Annotated in this window: 11 protein-coding genes and 1 pseudogene; 6 read left to right on the top strand and 6 right to left on the bottom strand. The window is 65.7% G+C overall.

The window, feature by feature from the left end; all coding sequences use genetic code 11:
• Positions 1-2 precede the first annotated feature (2 nt).
• Complete coding sequence (locus tag J5J83_RS03425; protein WP_212345459.1) at positions 3-965, top strand: TPM domain-containing protein; 963 nt, start codon at positions 3-5, stop codon at positions 963-965.
• 2 nt (positions 966-967) lie between these two features.
• Positions 968-1507 (top strand): TPM domain-containing protein, encoded by a 540-nt coding sequence (locus J5J83_RS03420; protein WP_212345456.1) that lies wholly within the window; start codon positions 968-970, stop codon positions 1505-1507.
• 73 nt (positions 1508-1580) lie between these two features.
• Here the strand turns inward: J5J83_RS03420 and J5J83_RS03415 are convergent, their stop codons facing one another.
• Positions 1581-3962 carry a serine/threonine protein kinase gene (locus J5J83_RS03415; RefSeq protein WP_212345453.1) on the bottom strand — a complete coding sequence of 794 codons (2382 nt, stop codon included), beginning with the start codon at positions 3960-3962 and terminating at the stop codon, positions 1581-1583.
• Positions 3963-4087: 125 nt separating this feature from the next.
• The gene (locus tag J5J83_RS03410; RefSeq protein ID WP_212345450.1) at positions 4088-6439 is read right to left on the bottom strand and encodes a DNA internalization-related competence protein ComEC/Rec2; all 2352 of its coding nucleotides are present in this window, start codon (positions 6437-6439) and stop codon (positions 4088-4090) included.
• 80 nt (positions 6440-6519) lie between these two features.
• Here J5J83_RS03410 and J5J83_RS03405 point away from each other — a divergent pair, with 80 nt between their 5' ends.
• Complete coding sequence (locus tag J5J83_RS03405) at positions 6520-7086, top strand: DUF2062 domain-containing protein (RefSeq protein WP_212345446.1); 567 nt, start codon at positions 6520-6522, stop codon at positions 7084-7086.
• Between the two features lie 55 nt (positions 7087-7141).
• Here J5J83_RS03405 and lolD read toward each other — a convergent pair whose 3' ends face one another.
• Genes lolD through J5J83_RS03390 form a run of 3 tightly spaced genes read right to left on the bottom strand, consistent with a single transcriptional unit; the run spans position 7142 to position 11281 of the window.
• Positions 7142-7840: a lipoprotein-releasing ABC transporter ATP-binding protein LolD gene (gene lolD, locus J5J83_RS03400; protein WP_212345443.1), complete on the bottom strand. Its 699-nt coding sequence runs from the start codon at positions 7838-7840 to the stop codon at positions 7142-7144.
• Positions 7833-9089: a lipoprotein-releasing ABC transporter permease subunit gene (locus J5J83_RS03395; protein ID WP_212345440.1), complete on the bottom strand. Its 1257-nt coding sequence runs from the start codon at positions 9087-9089 to the stop codon at positions 7833-7835. Before J5J83_RS03395 ends, lolD begins: the two co-directional genes overlap by 8 nt.
• A gap of 53 nt (positions 9090-9142) precedes the next feature.
• The gene (locus tag J5J83_RS03390) at positions 9143-11281 is read right to left on the bottom strand and encodes a YgiQ family radical SAM protein (RefSeq protein WP_212352765.1); all 2139 of its coding nucleotides are present in this window, start codon (positions 11279-11281) and stop codon (positions 9143-9145) included.
• Between the two features lie 292 nt (positions 11282-11573).
• Here J5J83_RS03390 and J5J83_RS03385 point away from each other — a divergent pair.
• From J5J83_RS03385 to J5J83_RS03375, 3 genes and pseudogenes are all read left to right on the top strand, one after another.
• Positions 11574-12608, top strand: a pseudogene (locus tag J5J83_RS03385) (hypothetical protein); the annotation flags it as partial.
• A gap of 15 nt (positions 12609-12623) precedes the next feature.
• On the top strand, positions 12624-14315 hold the full coding sequence (recJ, locus tag J5J83_RS03380) for a single-stranded-DNA-specific exonuclease RecJ (RefSeq protein ID WP_212352763.1): 1692 nt from the start codon (positions 12624-12626) through the stop codon (positions 14313-14315).
• Between the two features lie 45 nt (positions 14316-14360).
• A complete protein-coding gene (locus tag J5J83_RS03375; RefSeq protein WP_212345437.1) occupies positions 14361-14789 on the top strand; it encodes an HIT family protein in 429 nt (142 codons plus the stop codon).
• A gap of 165 nt (positions 14790-14954) precedes the next feature.
• On the opposite strand, the gene J5J83_RS03370 is transcribed toward J5J83_RS03375, so the two are convergent.
• Entirely contained in the window at positions 14955-16046 is a 1092-nt protein-coding gene (locus tag J5J83_RS03370; RefSeq protein ID WP_212345434.1) for a chemotaxis response regulator protein-glutamate methylesterase, read from the bottom strand.
• Positions 16047-16127: the final 81 nt, after the last annotated feature.

Below are 16127 nucleotides of genomic sequence, written 5' to 3'. Positions count from 1 at the left end.
GCATGTTGTCCCACCTGGAGCGCCGCTGCACGTCGAATCACGCAACGGCCCGATCATCGACGCTGAACCCCGCGCACCTGATCAGGCTGGCATTGCGTTACCTCGCCTGCACACTGCTCCTGCTGCTGAGCTCGGTCGTCTCTGCCCAGGCCTTGCAGCCGGTGCCAGCGCTGAGCGCGCGCGTCATGGACCGGACCGGCACACTATCGGCAGACGCGCTGCAGTCGCTCGAATCCCGACTGGCTGCATTCGAATCCGAGCGCGGAACGCAGATCGTGGTCCTGGTGGTCGCCACGACGGCACCGGAAGACATTGCGTCCTACGCCTTCCGCGTCGCGGATCAATGGAAGATCGGCCGCCGCGAGATCGGTGACGGCGTGCTGCTGGTGGTGGCCAAAAACGACCGCAAGGTCCGGATCGAGGTCGCACGTGCGCTCGAGGGCGCGGTGCCCGATGTCATCGCCTTTCGCATCATCGATGGTCTCATCACCCCGCGCTTTCGCGAAGGTGATTTCGCCGGCGGTATCGCTGCCGGGGTGAACGGACTCATTGCGCGCATCTCCGGCGAAGACCTGCCACGGCCAGATGCAAGCGCGATCGCAACCGCCAATTCGGGACTTTCGCTGGAGGACACGGCCGTCTTTCTCTTCGTCGCCGTCCCCCTGCTCGGCGGCATCCTCACCAGCGTGCTCGGACGCAAGCTCGGCACACTGGCCACCGCCGGCGCAGTCGGCTTCATCGTCCAGCTGATGACCGGCAGCCTGCTGTTGGCCATCGTGGGCGGCGTGCTTGCGCTGGTGTTCACCATCGCGCTGGGCGGCGGTGGTGGTGGCGGCGGTGGCTTTCCCGGCGGCGGCCCGATCATCCGCGGCGGCGGATTCGGCGGAGGTCGCAGTGGTGGCGGCGGATTCCGCTCCGGCGGTGGCGGAAGCTTCGGTGGCGGCGGCGCCTCGGGAGGCTGGTGATCATGAACCTGACGACACGACTCTTGCGCCATTTCTGGCTTGATGCCGACGACGCCTTTCGTCTGCTGGGCAAGGATGCACTCGACCGCCTCGACAAACGCATCCAGCACAGCGAACTCAAGCACACCGGGGAGATCTGCGTGTGCGTCGAGGCCAGTCTGCCGCGCGCGATGCTGTGGCGCCATGCCTGGCGACGCGAGCCGATCGATGCACTCGTGCGCGAACGTGCCATCGACCTCTTTTCCACCATGCGGGTGTGGGACACCGCAGACAACAACGGCGTACTGATCTATGTCCAGCTCGCCGAACACCGGATCGAGGTCGTTGCCGACCGCGGCATCGCGGACCGGCTCGGGCCGACCCATCTCGAGGGCGAACTCGACCGGATCCGCAAGGCGTTCGCCGACGGCGACTACGAAGCGGGTTTGCGTATGGCCATCGATGCGGCAGACCGCGCACTGAGCGAGCACTTTCCCGACCCGGATCAGACCCTCAGCCGCAGCCGCGGTAACCAGTTGCCCAATCGCCCGGTAGTGCGCTGAGCGGCAGACACCCGCGCACATTCGCGCCTCAGTCCATCACTTCAGCCCAGGAGCCCCAACCCCGCGCACGCCCTCAACTCGCCTGCTTGATCGCAAGCACGGCCTGGTTGCGCAGGGTTCTCAGCAGTGACAATTCGCGCTCTGAAAACACGATCTCACCGGCCAAATCCTTGTCGCCGTAGATCAGCGCCACCGGCTTGTGCTTGATCGAGAGCGGCAATAACACGAAGGTGGCGGACTGAACCGATTCACGGAACCAGTCCGGAATGCGGTCTGCAATCTTGGCATCGTTGACATCGGTGATCAGGATGTCAGCCCCTTTCGAGGTCGCCACATGGAAGATGTCAGGCGTATAACCGAGCGGGAAACGGAACTTCGTCGCCAGCGTACCGACATCGGGGCCCAGTCCAAAACGGCCCTGCATGGTATTGCTGCGCGCATCGCGTATGCACAGCAGCACGCGCTTGAAACCGATGGCGCGGTACATGGTTTCGAGGATCATGCGCAGTACATCGTTGAGCTTGAAGTCTTCGACCAGCGTATTACTGATGTCCTGGATACCTGCCGACAACACCGCTTCGCGGTCGACCGGCTGGTCGTCCGCATCCGTCGCCGCGTGTCTTGTCGCGGGGATCGTCACGCCCGGGATCACGCCGTCTTCCGTGCCGTCATCGCCAGCTGCGTCATATCCGGGTGCTCGCCCGTGATGCTTGTCGCCGAAAATCTTCAACTGCTGCCCGAGTTGCGTCTGTCCCAGATCGATCCGGATGATCCGCGCGAAATCGGCCAACTCGTCGATCGCCGCCGTTACCGTCTCACGCAGATCCTTGCCGGCCCCCGGCAATGCTTCTGCAAAGCGTGCGGCGATGCGCTCGATCTCACGTTCCCGTGGCTCTGGCGCCAGTTGCGCGATGGCCGAGCAGATCTCGTTGGAGAACGCCGACACCGCACGCAAACGCTCCTCCTGAGTAACGGGTTTGCGCACTGTGCCTGCCGACAAGCGATGCATGCTATTGACGATCACCGACGGGAAACCCCAGCTGCGCGCAATGCCGACACCAAGGTCCTCGTAGCTCAGGCCCAGCACACGATGCACTGCCGCCTCTTCACCACAGGCTTTCTGCCCCACCAGCCGGCGGATCTCGTCGCACTCCTCCGGGAAATAGAACTGCGACAGCAGGCGCCCGAGACCATGAAATATGGAGCAGATGTAGGCCTGCTCCAGATCCCGGAAAGTCATCCTGCCCGCAAGGTCTCGCGCCAGCAAGGCGGCAAGATTGGCGCGCAGAAACTCTTCCTTGAGCTGGCCGGCATTCTTCTTGTTCTGCAGGTGCTCGAACAGCAGCACGGTCACGGCAATATTGCGCACGGCATCAAAGCCAAGCACTACGATCGCGCGCGATATCGTGCTGATATTGCCGGCACCCGCCTGACGGTAATAGACGGAATTGACCAGGCGGAGGAGCTTGTTGGTCAGCGAAAAGTCGCGCAGGATCATTGACGACAGCTTGGTGACGCTCTCCGACTCGCTGTTGGCGATGCGATTGATCGCGCCGACCGACTCCGACAGCGCCGGGAAGTCACTCTTGTGCCGCATCCTGCGCAACAGGAAATCGACCGTACTCTGGTTCGCCTCCCCCGGGGCAAGCTCCGCGGCCGGTGCCATCCAGGCCTCGAGCGCCTGCAGAAACTCCAGCGCGGACTGATAGCGCATCTCCGGATCGCGCGCCACCGCACGCAGCGCAATGCCCGACAGCCGCTCGTCGATGCCCGCATCGGCGGGAATGTCGATGGTCTCGGTCACCACCCTGCGCATTACGGCGTCAACGTCGTTACCCGAAAACAGCCTGCGCCCGAGCAGCATCTCGATCAGGATCACGCCCGCAGCATAGACATCACCGCGTGCGCTCACCTCGCGCTTCAGAACGTACTCCGGCGCCATGTAGGCTGGTGTGCCCGAAAACGCGCCCGCCGCGGCCCCGGCCCCTTCTACCCGCCGAGCAATGCCGAAATCCATCACCCGCGGCGTGCCGTCGACATCCAACAGCACGTTGCCAGGCTTGAGATCGCGATGAATCACACCTTCCGAATGCGCGGCGGCCACCGCCTGGAGGATCTGCACCATCAGTTCGGCTGCGCGCCCCGCCTCGATCCGGCCCTCGCGATGCATCAACTGAGCGAGACTCTCGCCCGGGACGTACTCGAACACGAGGTAGGGATCGCCACCGGACTCGCCGGCCTCAAACACCGGAACGATGCCTGGATGCCGCAGGCGGCTTACGCTGCGCGCCTCGGCAAGCAATGCCTCGCCCTGCGCCGATCGCCTGTCGCTGAAATGCAGTGTCTTGACCGCAACTTCACGCTCGAGCTGAGGATCGAACGCCAGAAATACCACGCTCTGCGCGCCGCGCCCCAGTTCGCGCCTGAGTTCGAAGCGGCCGATTGCATTCGTCATTTATCGCTTTCTTGTTTGATGAAGCTGCTGCATTGAATGCTTCGAAAGTAATACAGAATCCCCACACCGTCGAGTGCTGGATGTCGCGTAGCCCTTTGGCTTGCGTATTCCACAAGGTCCGTCAGTCAGCGTCCGTGCCAGTAACGCGCCTCACGCGCCCGCCAGGCGTCGATATCGACACCATCACGATCCGCATTCACGATGATGCTGCCCTGCGCGTCGGTGCGATAGTTGCGCGCACCGGCCGCGCTCCATCGCGCCCACACCGCCGGATGCGGATGGCCGAAGCGGCTGCGGTAACCGACCGAGAAGATCGCCGCGGCCGGCATCACCGCATCGACGAAATCCATCGTCGACGAAGAGCGGCTGCCATGATGGGCCACGACTGCAACAGAACTTGCCAGTGCGTCACCATGGCGCGCCAGCAGCGCCGTCTCCGCCGTCTCTTCGATATCGCCCAGCAACAGCATCGAACCGCCATCCGCGCTGACGCGGATGACGCACGACAGGTCGTTGTTGCGGCGCGGCGGCAACATCGTCGGATCGGGCCACAACACCTCGAAGAGGACGCCGTCCCATGTCCATTTCGTACCGGCCACACACACGGCGGATGGCCACGCCCCCAGCCCGCGCAGTACCGCCTCGCGCTCGCCGGCTAGAATCCGCTCAACCGGCAGCGCTGTCAGTATGCTCTCCGCCCCACCGACGTGATCGGCATCATCATGTGACAGGATCATCCGGTCCAGCCGGTTCACCCCGGCCGCGGTCAGAAACGGCAGCACGACGCGTTCGCCGGCATCCGTCCGACCGTAGGGCGGGCCGGCATCATAGAGCAGATCGTGCGCTGCCGTCTGCACATGCACGGCGAGCCCCTGCCCCACATCGAGCACCGTGGCCCTGAAACTGCCCTCCGCGGGACGACCGGCCTGCCACGCGAGTAAGGCCAGCACGGGCGCGATCGCACCCAGCCGACCGGGCGTGCCGCGCGGCAGCAACATCCACGTCGCAGCAAGCGCACCACCCAGCGTCAGCCACGGCGGCGGCGACGACTGCTGCCGCAATGCCATCTCTGCCGAGGACAGCCATTCGAGTGCCACCATCATCCAGGTCGTGGCCGCATCGGCAGGCACGAGAACCCAGGCATGCGGCCATACGATGCCCGCCAGTGCCAACGGCGTGATGACGAAATTCACCAGTGGAATGGCAAGCGCGTTGGCCACCGGCGAGACCAGCGAAAACGCGTTGAACAGCCCGACCAGCAAGGGCATGCTCGCCAGCGTGACGGCAAGCTGTATTTTCACCGCCGCCCGCCACGGCGCGATCGGGGCCACATGCCCGCCCATCACCAGCAGGATGATTGCCACCGCCCCGAACGAGAGCCAGAAACCGGGCGACAGTACCGCCCATGGATCGAGCACAGTGACGCTTGCAAGCGCGAGCATCAGCACACGCACCGCGCTCGATTCACGTCCAGTCAGCAACGCAATCGCGCCGACCGTCATCATGATGAGTGCGCGCTGCACCGGAATCCCGAGGCCGGCCAGCATGGCATAGCCCGCAGCGGCCACGAGTGCTGCGATCGTCGCGGCCTTGCGCGCGGGCAGGCGCAGGGTCAGCCACGGCAGTCGCCGCCACAGCATCGCGCACAGGCCGCCGGCCAACAGGCCGACAAGCGAGATGTGCATGCCCGAAATCGCCACCAGGTGCGATACCCCGGTGCGCCTGAACACCTCCCAGTCGGCCGGGTCGATTGCACCCTGGTCGCCGACCGCCAGCGCAACCAGTACGCCTGCATGCGGCGCGCCCGGCAGCGCTTCAAGGATGCGGGCGCGCAGTTGCCCCCGCAGACGATGAAGACCATACATGAAGCCGGTTGCCTGCGCCGCCGCGCCGGTGGCCACCCGCCCGCTGCGAACGTAGCCGGTCGCCCGGATCCCGTGTTCGAGCAGCCACGCCTCGTAGTCGAACACACCGGGCGTCGAACTGCCGTGAGGCCGCTTCAGCCGCACCGCCAGATGCCAGCGCTGCCCGGCCGATACCGTCGGCAGTGCGGCACCTTCTTCGCGAACTCGATACCAGCTCAGCAAAATGCGGCTGGGGACACCCTCGTCGGCCCGCTCCACGTCGAAGACAAACCGCAGGCCATCGTCTCCCTCACGCGGCAGATCGGCAATGACGCCGGTAACTTCCAGTGTCTGTCCCTCCAGACTGCCCTGCAGGGCATCCTCGAGCCGGACCTCGGCGCGCACCGCCGCGTAGAGAAAGCCGCATCCGATCAGCGCAAGGCCGAGGGCGGCATCACACAACACCCGGCGGCGGCCGGTCATGGCCCGCTTTCGCCCGTACCAGCAAAGCCCTGCCATTGCGGTAAGGGCCAGCAGCGTCGCCGCCTCGCCGACCAGGCCAAACGCTGGCAGACGGGCCTGCCCCTGCAGCAAACAGACCCCGGCGACGAAGGCGAAAATTGCAATTGGCATATCTCGACATCATGCCCGTAGCGATATCCGCAGGGCAAGGCGCGATCGCGCCTGCAGCTGGGCTAGAATCGAAGCGCACCATGAAAAAGACCCTCAAGCGTTTTCTCCCCAAGCACGACGCCATCCGCGACAACCGATGGCTAAGGCCCTTTTCCGGCACGCTGCTGCATCCGCGGCTGTGGTATCTGAACCGGCATTCGGCAGCGGGAGCGGTCGCGGTGGGCCTGTTCTGCGGGCTGATCCCGGGGCCGCTGCAAATGCTCGGCGCCGCCATTGCCTGCGTGCTGCTGCGCGTGAACCTGCCGCTGGCGCTGATCATCACGCTCTACACGAACCCCTTCACCATCGTGCCGCTCTACCTGCTGGCGTTCGGGATTGGCGACTGGGCGCTCGGCGGCGCCGGCGCAGTGGCCTTCAGCGCGCCACCGGAGCTCGTTGGAATGGATCTCGGCGGCTGGATCGGCGCGATGATCCAGTGGATGGCCGGCCTGGGCAAACCGCTGGCCCTCGGATTGGTGCTGCTGGCAGCCGGCCTGTCCTCCAGCGGCTACCTCCTGGTGCGCGGGGCCTGGCGGATCTGGCTGATCCGCCAGTGGCGCCAGCGCAGCGTCAATCGCGCGCAGTCAAGCAAGCGCCACGGTGTCTGAAGCCGGCGCCGCGGCCTCCACGCCGCACGGCGCTGCACTTGATTCCGGCGCTGTCCTACACCAGCAGACCATCCTCCAGGCGCAGACTGCGCTGGGTACGCCGCGCCATCGCATCGTCATGGGTTACGATGACGAAGCTGGTCGCAAGGCGCTCGTTGAGTGAGAGCATCAGGTCGAACACGCCTTCCGCCGTACGCCGGTCGAGATTTCCGGTGGGCTCGTCGGCCAGCACGCAGGCCGGCTCGGTGACCAGCGCGCGAGCGATGGCCGCGCGCTGACGCTCGCCGCCGGAGAGCTCGCCCGGTGCGTGGTCCAGCCTGTGCCCCAAACCCACCTCGCGCAGCATCGCCGCCGCGCGCTCGTCGGCCTGCTCACGTGGCATGCGCCGAATGTAGAGCGGCATGGCCACGTTTTCGAGCGCGGAGAATTCGGGCAACAGATGATGGAACTGATATACGAAGCCCAGCGCACCGTTGCGCAAATCGCCTCGTGCGCGGTCGGACATCTTCGAAAAATCCTGCCCCATCAGTCTCACCGCGCCGGCGCTGGGTACATCCAGCCCGCCAAGCAGATGAAGCAAAGTGCTCTTGCCCGACCCCGACGCACCTACGATGGCCAGGCGCTCGCCGCGTGCCACCTCCAGCGTGACCCCGCCCAGCACCCTGACCGCATCGGCGCCCTCGCGAAACTGCTTCTCCAGCCCCTCGCAGGCCAGCACCGGCTCGCCTTCGACGTGTCCGTTCCTGTTACTCATAGCGCAGCGCCTCCGCCGGATTCACCTTGGATGCCCGCCAGCTCGGATAGATGGCCGCGAGCAGGGTCAGCGAGAACGACACGGTGAGAATGCTCACTACGTCGCTCATCAGCACCTTCGAAGGCAATTCGTTGATGTAATAGACTTCCTTGTTCCACAGCGTGGCGCCGGTGATCGCTTCCAGCGCCGGAATGACGACATCGAGGTTGTGCGCAATGGCCAGGCCGCCGAGCAGCCCGGCCAGCAGGCCCACGAGGCCGATGATCGAGCCCTGCAGCACGAAGATGGTCATGATCGAGCCCGGGCTCGCCCCCAGCGTGCGCAGGATCGCAATGTCGGCATATTTCTCCTGCACCGCCATCACCAGCGTGGACACGATGTTGAACGCGGCCACACCGACGATCAGGAACAGAATCAGCGTCATCATGGTCTTCTCCAGCGCGACGGCGCGGAAGAAGTTGGCATGGCTGCGGGTCCAGTCGTTGATCATCAGGCCGGGTTCGTCGATGTAGCCCACCAGCTCACGCGCCACGCGCGGCGCCGCAAACAGGTCGGCAAGCTTGAGCCGCACCCCGCTCACGGCATCGCCCATCCGGTACAGGGTCTGCGCGTCGGCCAGATGCACCAGTGCCAGGCCCGAATCGTATTCGTACATGCCGGCCTCGAAGATGCCGACCACCTCGAACTGCTTCACCCGCGGCAGCACCGCGGCCGGCGTCACCAGGCCCTGCGGCGCGATCAGCGTCACCTTGTCGCCCATCCCCACCCGCAGTGCCAGCGCCAGGTCACGCCCCAGCACGATGCCGAAGCGCCCCGCCTGCAGCGCGGCCAGGCTACCCGCCTTCATGTGCTGGCCGAAATCGGCGACCTTGTCCTCCATCGCCGGCACCACGCCTCGCACCATGGTCCCGCGAACGGCATCGTCGAAGGACAGCATGCCCTGCTCCTGAACGTAGGGCGCCGACGCCATCACCGCCGGATGCCGCCCGGCCTGTTCGCCCACCTGCTGCCAGGCCCGCAGTTCGCCATCCAGGCTCTGCACCTGCACATGTGAAGCCACGCCGAGGATGCGTGTGCGCAACTCCTCCTGAAAGCCGTTCATCACCGACAGCACCACAATCAGCGCCGCCACGCCGAGCGCAATGCCCAGCATCGACACCAGCGAGATGAAGGAGATAAAACGGTTCCGCCCCTGCGCCCGCTTGCGTGAGCGGGTATAGCGCAGGCCAACCAGGAATTCATAGCGCATCTGAAATGGGTTCGAGAGAGTGAATTGTTGTTGTGCTCAGAAATCGGGGCCGCTCATCTGTCCCGCATCGCGCGCTTGCTGCCCGCAGCCGGTGCGCGAGCCGGATGACGCCTGGCCGCCGGCGCACGCCCGGGCTGACGCGCGGCATCCGCCACCGGCTTGCGCACGGGACCGCCGACCGGTGCCCCCGGACGCCCCGCCGCGGCAGGCCCGGCTGGCTGATGGCGCGGCACCAGGCACTTGGGCCCGGCACCGATCAGGTCGGCGCGGCCCATGCGCATCAGGCCTTCGCGCAGGATGGGCCAGTTCTCCGGATCGTGCCAGCGCAGGAAGGCCTTGTGCAGCTTGCGGATGCGGCCAGTGCGTACGGTTTCGACCGTTTCGGAATCGGCCGAGACCTTCTTCAGCGGGTTCTTGCGCGAGTGGTACATCGCGGTGGCAATCGCCATCGGCGTGGGCAGGAAAGTCTGCACCTGGTCGAGGCGGAAATCGCGCTCCTTGAGCCACAGCGCCAGATTCAGCATGTCCTCGTCGGTCGTGCCCGGGTGGGCGGCAATGAAGTACGGCACCAGGTGCTGCTTCTTGCCCGCTTCCTTCGAATATTTCTCGAACAGCTCGCGAAAAGCCTCGTAGGCGCCCATGCCCGGCTTCATCATCTTCGACAGCGGGCCGTCCTCGCTGTGCTCGGGGGCGATCTTGAGCAGGCCGCTGACATGGTGGGTCACCAGTTCCTTCACATACTCGGGCGAGCGTACCGCGAGGTCGTAGCGCAACCCGGAGCCGATGGTAATCCGCTTCACGCCGGGAATCGCACGCGCCTTGCGATAGAGCTGGATCAGCGGCCCGTGGTCGGTGCCGAGGTTTTCGCAGATGCCCGGATACACACAGGACAGCCGTCGGCACGAACGCTCGATCTCGGGGTCCTTGCACGCCATTCGGTACATGTTCGCGGTCGGTCCGCCGAGGTCGGAAATATGGCCCTTGAAGTCGGGCGACCTGTCACGGATTTCTTCGATTTCGCGCAGGATCGACGCCTCGGAGCGGCTCTGGATGATGCGGCCCTCGTGCTCGGTGATCGAGCAGAAGGTACAGCCGCCAAAGCAGCCGCGCATGATGTTGATCGAGAACTTGATCATGTCCCAGGCCGGAATCCGCGCCCCGGCGTAGACCGGATGCGGCTGGCGGGCATAGGGCAGGCCATAGACGAAATCCATCTCGGGCGTGGTCAGCGGCAGCGGCGGCCGGTTTAGCCACACGTCGCGCGCGCCGGGGCCCTCGCCATGCAGCTGCACCATCGCCCGTGCATTGCCCGGATTCGACTCGAGATGGAACACGCGCGAGGCGTGAGCGTACAGCACCGCATCGTCCTTCACCTCCTCGTAGGACGGCAGACGCACCACGGTGTGCTCGCGCTGCGCACGGCGACTGGCCACGCGTTCTTCGCGGCTCACGATGCGAACCGGCTGGGCGCCATCGGCACTCGTTGCCGGCGCAGCCGCAGTGGGTTCCATTGCATAGGGATCGGGATGCGAATCGATGCGCCCGGGGCGGTCGATCGCGGTCGAAGCGGTCTCGTCCCACCCGTCGGGCCGCCAACCCGGCCTGACCATGAACGCGGTGCCGCGCAGGTCGCGGATCGACTCGATCGGTTCGCCCGCGTCCAGCCGCCGGGTCAGGTCCACCAGCGCCCGTTCGGCATTGCCGAACAGCAGGATGTCGGCCTTGGAATCGGGCAGCACCGAGCGCCGCACCTTGTCCGACCAGTAATCGTAGTGCGCGATCCGCCGCAGCGAAGCCTCGATGCTGCCGATCACCACATTCACCCCGGGAAACGCCTCGCGCGCACGCTGCGCATACACGGTGACCGCGCGATCGGGCCGCTTGTTGGGTTCGGCGTTCGGCGTATAGGCATCGTCGGAGCGGATCTTGCGGTCGGACGTATACCGATTGACCATCGAATCCATGTTGCCGGCGGTAATGCCGAAATAAAGCCGCGGCTTGCCCAGCGCCCGGAACGGCTCCGCCGAATGCCAGTCTGGCTGGCTGATGATGCCGACGCGAAAACCGTGCGCCTCCAGCAGGCGGCCGACCAGGGCCATGCCGAAGCTGGGGTGATCAAGATAGGCGTCGCCCGTCACCAGGATGACGTCGCACGCATCCCAGCCGAGCTGATTCATCTCGGCGCGGGACATGGGCAGAAAAGGGGCCGGCTTGCGACGCGCTGCGCCAGCCGGAAGAATCGAAGGGGAAGCAATCATGATGGGCGCCATTGTATCGGTCCTTGGCCGTCGGCCACCGCGCCTGCTTGCACCTTTTTACCAATCGACGGGCGACGCGCACCGGCCCGCCAATGAGGACGGCCTGCGCGTACGCCGGACGGGCGGCTGATCCTCATGCGGCCGGCTCCGTCACCACCACGGCAACACGAACGAGCGGACCTCCCGTGCGTGCTAGACTCGGCCGGCTAAACCCTGTGGCAATTTCATGCAGATTCATCTAGTTCTCCCCGGCCTGCTCTGGCCCAGCGCAACACTGCTCGGCCCTGCTGCAGACCTCGCCCTGCCGGGCCTGCACCAGTTGCTCGGATTCGGGCAACGGCACGTCACCGACTTCGAACCCTTCGACCGCCAGATTGCGCACCTGTTCGGACTCGATGCCGACCCCTTGCCATTGGGCACGCTGCGCCGCCTCGGCGAGCCCGACACAATGCCCGCCAGCGATGACGAAGCCGGCGGCGAGTGGCTGTGCGCAGACCCGGTCAACCTTTCGTTCGCGCGCGAACACCTGCTGCTGGGCGAATTTCCGGCCGACGACATCAGCGCAGACGAAGCCGACGAGCTCATCGCTGCCCTCAACGAGAATTTCGCCGACATCGGCCGCTTCGACGCCAGCACGCCGACACGCTGGTACGTGCATCTCGCCCAGCCGACCCGCGCCAGACTGTTTCCGTTGCACGACGTGGTCGGACGTCCGATCAAGCACTTCCTGCCCGAAGGCGACGACGCCCGGCTGTGGCAGCGTACCCTGAACGAAGTTCAAATCGTGCTGCACAACCATCCGGTCAGCCAGGCGCGCGAAGCCGCCGGCCGGCGCCCGGTAAACAGCCTGTGGTTCTGGGGCGCGGGGAAGATGGAAACGGCGCCGCGTGCGCCGATGGCGGCGATTCAGGCCAGCGACCCGGTGAGCATCGGCCTGGCGCGCGCATCCGGCGCCCCCGTCACGGCACCCGATGTGTCGCGCGCGCTGGCGCAGGACACGCTGGTCGTGCTCGACACCCTGCGTCGGCCCTCGCTGCAACTCGATCTCGATGCCTGGCGCGAGGACCTGGTCGCCCTCGAACGCGACTGGTTCGCCCCGCTGGCCCTGGCTTTGCGCGGCGGCCGGCTGCAACAGCTGACGCTCAGCGCACCGGGCGACCGCTCCACGCTGCAGCTTCGCGCCGGCGCCCGCGACCACTGGCGCTTCTGGCGCAAACCGCTCACCCTCGACGCACTCCTGAAATCCATGGCCCCGCCCCCTGCGGTGCCCCCCGCAATGACCCGTATCCAGACCCGCGAAATCTCTCAGCGCACCGTCACCGCACTCACCGACGCCGGGATCCACCCCCTGCTCGCCCGCCTGTATGCCGGACGTGGTATCCGCAACAAGAGCGAGCTCGACACCTCGCTGCGCGCGATGCTGCCTCCGGATGCCTTGACCGGCACCCGTGAAGCGGCGCAACTGCTGGCCGACGCGATCGAGGCCGGCGCGCGCATGGTGATCGTCGCCGACTACGATTGCGACGGCGCCACCGCCTGCGCAGTCGGCATCCGCGCGCTGCGCGCCTTCGGCGCCGACGTACATTACCTGGTGCCCGACCGCGTCACCCTAGGCTACGGACTGACCCCGGCCATGGTCGAGATCGCGGCGCGGCTCGAACCCGATGTGCTGATCACGGTGGACAACGGCATCGCCAGCGTCGAGGGCGTAGCCGCCGCGCGCGCACACGGCATGGCCACGCTGATCACCGACCACCACCTGCCGGGCGACACCCTGCCCGAGGCCGAGGTGATCGTGAACCCGAACCAGCCCGGCTGCGATTTCCCCAGCAAGGCGCTGGCCGGCGTCGGCGTCATGTTCTACACCATGCTCGCGCTGCGCGCCGAGTTACGCGAACGCGGCGCCTTCGCCACCAGCAAGGAGCCGAATCTCGCCGAGCTGCTCGACCTCGTCGCCCTTGGCACCGTCGCCGACGTGGTCAAGCTCGATCACAACAACCGCATCCTGGTGTCGCAGGGCCTGCAGCGCATGCGCGCCGGTCGCATGCAGCCCGGCGTGCGCGCGCTGTTCGCCATCGCCAGCCGCGACCCCGCGCGCGCCAGTGCCTTCGATATGGGCTTCGCCCTCGGCCCCCGGCTCAACGCCGCAGGCCGCCTGTCGGACATGAGCCTCGGCATCGAATGCCTGATCACCGACGATGCCGGCCGCGCGATGAACATGGCCCAGGAGCTCGACCGCCTCAACCGCGAACGGCGCTCGATCGAGGCCGGCATGCAGGAAGAAGCCCTGCTCCGCCTCGAAGGTTTCGATGCCGGCAACAATGCCAGCATCGCGCTGTTCGAGCCCGACTGGCACCAGGGCGTGGTCGGCATCGTCGCCGGTCGCATCAAGGAGCGACTGCATCGCCCCACCATCGCCTTCGCCCGCAGCAGCGATGGCGAGCTCAAGGGCTCGGGCCGCTCGATTCCGGGTCTGCATCTGCGCGATGCGCTCGACCTCGTCACCAAACGGGAGCCCGACCTCATCGCGCGCTTCGGCGGTCACGCCATGGCCGCCGGCCTCACCATCCAGGAATCCGCACTTGACCGTTTCCGCAAGGTATTCGAGGACGTGGTGAGCGGACTCGTCGCCCCTGCCGATCTGCAGCGCAGAATCGAAACCGACGGCGGACTCGAATCCGGCTACATGAGCCTGGCGTCCGCCCGCATGCTGGATCAGGAGATCTGGGGCCAGGGCTTTCCCGCGCCGGTGTTCGACGACGTGTTCCGCGTCGAACGCCAGCGCCTGCTGAAGGACAAGCACCTCAAGCTCGAACTGTCGCGCCGCGGCACGCGCTACGACGCCATCCAGTTCAACCACGCCGATGGCGCACCGGGTGACATCCGGGCCGCCTACAAGCTGTCGATCAATGAATACAATGGCGTCTCCAGCGTGCAGTTGATGCTGGAGCATTTCGAAGCCGCCTGAAGAAGAAACCTCTCCCCAACGACTTGCAATCCAGGAAATCGGAACATGGCCTACGACACCAACAACGTCTTTGCCCGCATTCTGCGTGGCGAACTCCCGTGCCAGCGCCTCTACGAAGATGAACACACCCTCGCCTTCCTCGACATCATGCCGCAGGCCGAAGGACACACCCTGGTGCTGCCCAAGGAAGCCGCCGAGTTCATCACCGAGATGAGCGACGCCTCGCTGCAGGCCACCATGCTCACCACCCGCAAACTCGCCCGCGCGGTGCAGGCGGTCACCGGCGCGCCCGGCCTGCTGCTGTCGCAGTTCAATGGCGCAGCCGCCGGGCAGACCGTGCCGCATGTGCACTTTCACATCATCCCGCGCTTTCCCGACGAACGCCTGAAATCGCACGGCCGCGAGAAAGCCGACATGGCCGAACTCGCCGCGCTGGCCGAGCGGATCATCGCCGAACTCGCACAGTCTGCCTGACCGACGCCCCGGCTTAACGTGTCGCCGGGACCCCGTCTGGCCCCTCCCCCTTGAAGGGGGAGGAGCTCCGTTCTCGCCCTTTCCTCGAACACACTGGGTGAGCGAATCAAACCAACCCACCCGTACCTCGTTAGCAGCTTATTCAGAGAACCTGGGCTGCCCTCTTCAGGAACCGCGGCCATAGCCGACGATGGCGGCCGGAACCTGATCCAGTGCGATGACCTGATCAACGCCACCCAGCTTGATGGCCTCCTTCGGCATACCGAAGACAACGCTACTCGCTTCATCCTGAGCGATCGTTCTGGCCCCCGCGTCATGCATCTCCTTCAAGCCGCGCGCACCGTCGTCTCCCATGCCGGTCATGATGATCCCAAGCGCGTTTTTTCCCGCACATTTGGCCACCGAGCGGAACAGCACGTCGACCGAAGGCTTGTGGCGATTCACCAACGGCCCGTCCACTACGTCGACCACGTATTGCGCGCCATTGCGCTTCAATATCATGTGCTTGCCACCAGGAGCGATCAGCGCACGGCCGGGAATAACTCTATCGCCGTTCCTGGCCTCGCTGACTTCGATCCTGCACAGGCTGTCGAGGCGTTCGGCAAACATCGCAGTAAACCTCTCTGGCATGTGCTGGACAATCACGATGCCCACGCAGGTCGCGGGTAGTCGAGTCAGCACTGCCTCCAGCGCTTGCGTACCACCGGTCGAGGTCCCGATCGCGACAAGCTGATCGGTCGTCCGCTCCAGCGCCCGGTTGCCGGTAGCCGGTGCGAGCACGGCATCGGCTGAGAGCTTTGGCCCGTCGGCAGTGCGGCGGGCGGGCACCGGCGCGCTGTGGACCGCCCGCATATTGGCACGGGCCGCACCGCGCACCGCCAGCACGATGTCATTGGACGCGTCTTCGAGAAAACTCTTGAGTCCGATCTTGGGCTTGGTAATGATCGAAATGGCGCCCGCCGCCATTGCCTCCAGCGTCGCCTGCGCGCCCGACTCGGCCAGGGACGAACAGACGACCACGGGCGTCGGGCGTTCGGCCATGATCTTCTTGAGAAAGGTGATGCCATCCATGCGCGGCATCTCGATATCGATCACCAGCACATCGGGCCACTGCACCTGCATCTTCTGCAACGCAAAAAGGGGGTCGGAGGCGGTGCCGATCACTTCTATTCCATCATCTGCCGCCAGCGCTTGGCCGACGACTTGGCGGACGAGGGCAGAGTCATCGACGATCAGAACCTTGATCTTGTTACCCATTTATGCTCCGGTTGTAAGTGTTGCCCCATGTGAAAAGCCGACCCGAGCAGTACCGTACCGAACGGACAGGCAACCTAGCCG

The sequence above is a fragment of the Azoarcus sp. L1K30 genome (assembly GCF_018122735.1).
GTDB lineage: Bacteria > Pseudomonadota > Gammaproteobacteria > Burkholderiales > Rhodocyclaceae > Parazoarcus.
The sequence above is the reverse complement of the archived record's forward strand: the minus strand, read 5'-3'. Positions and strand labels throughout refer to the sequence as shown.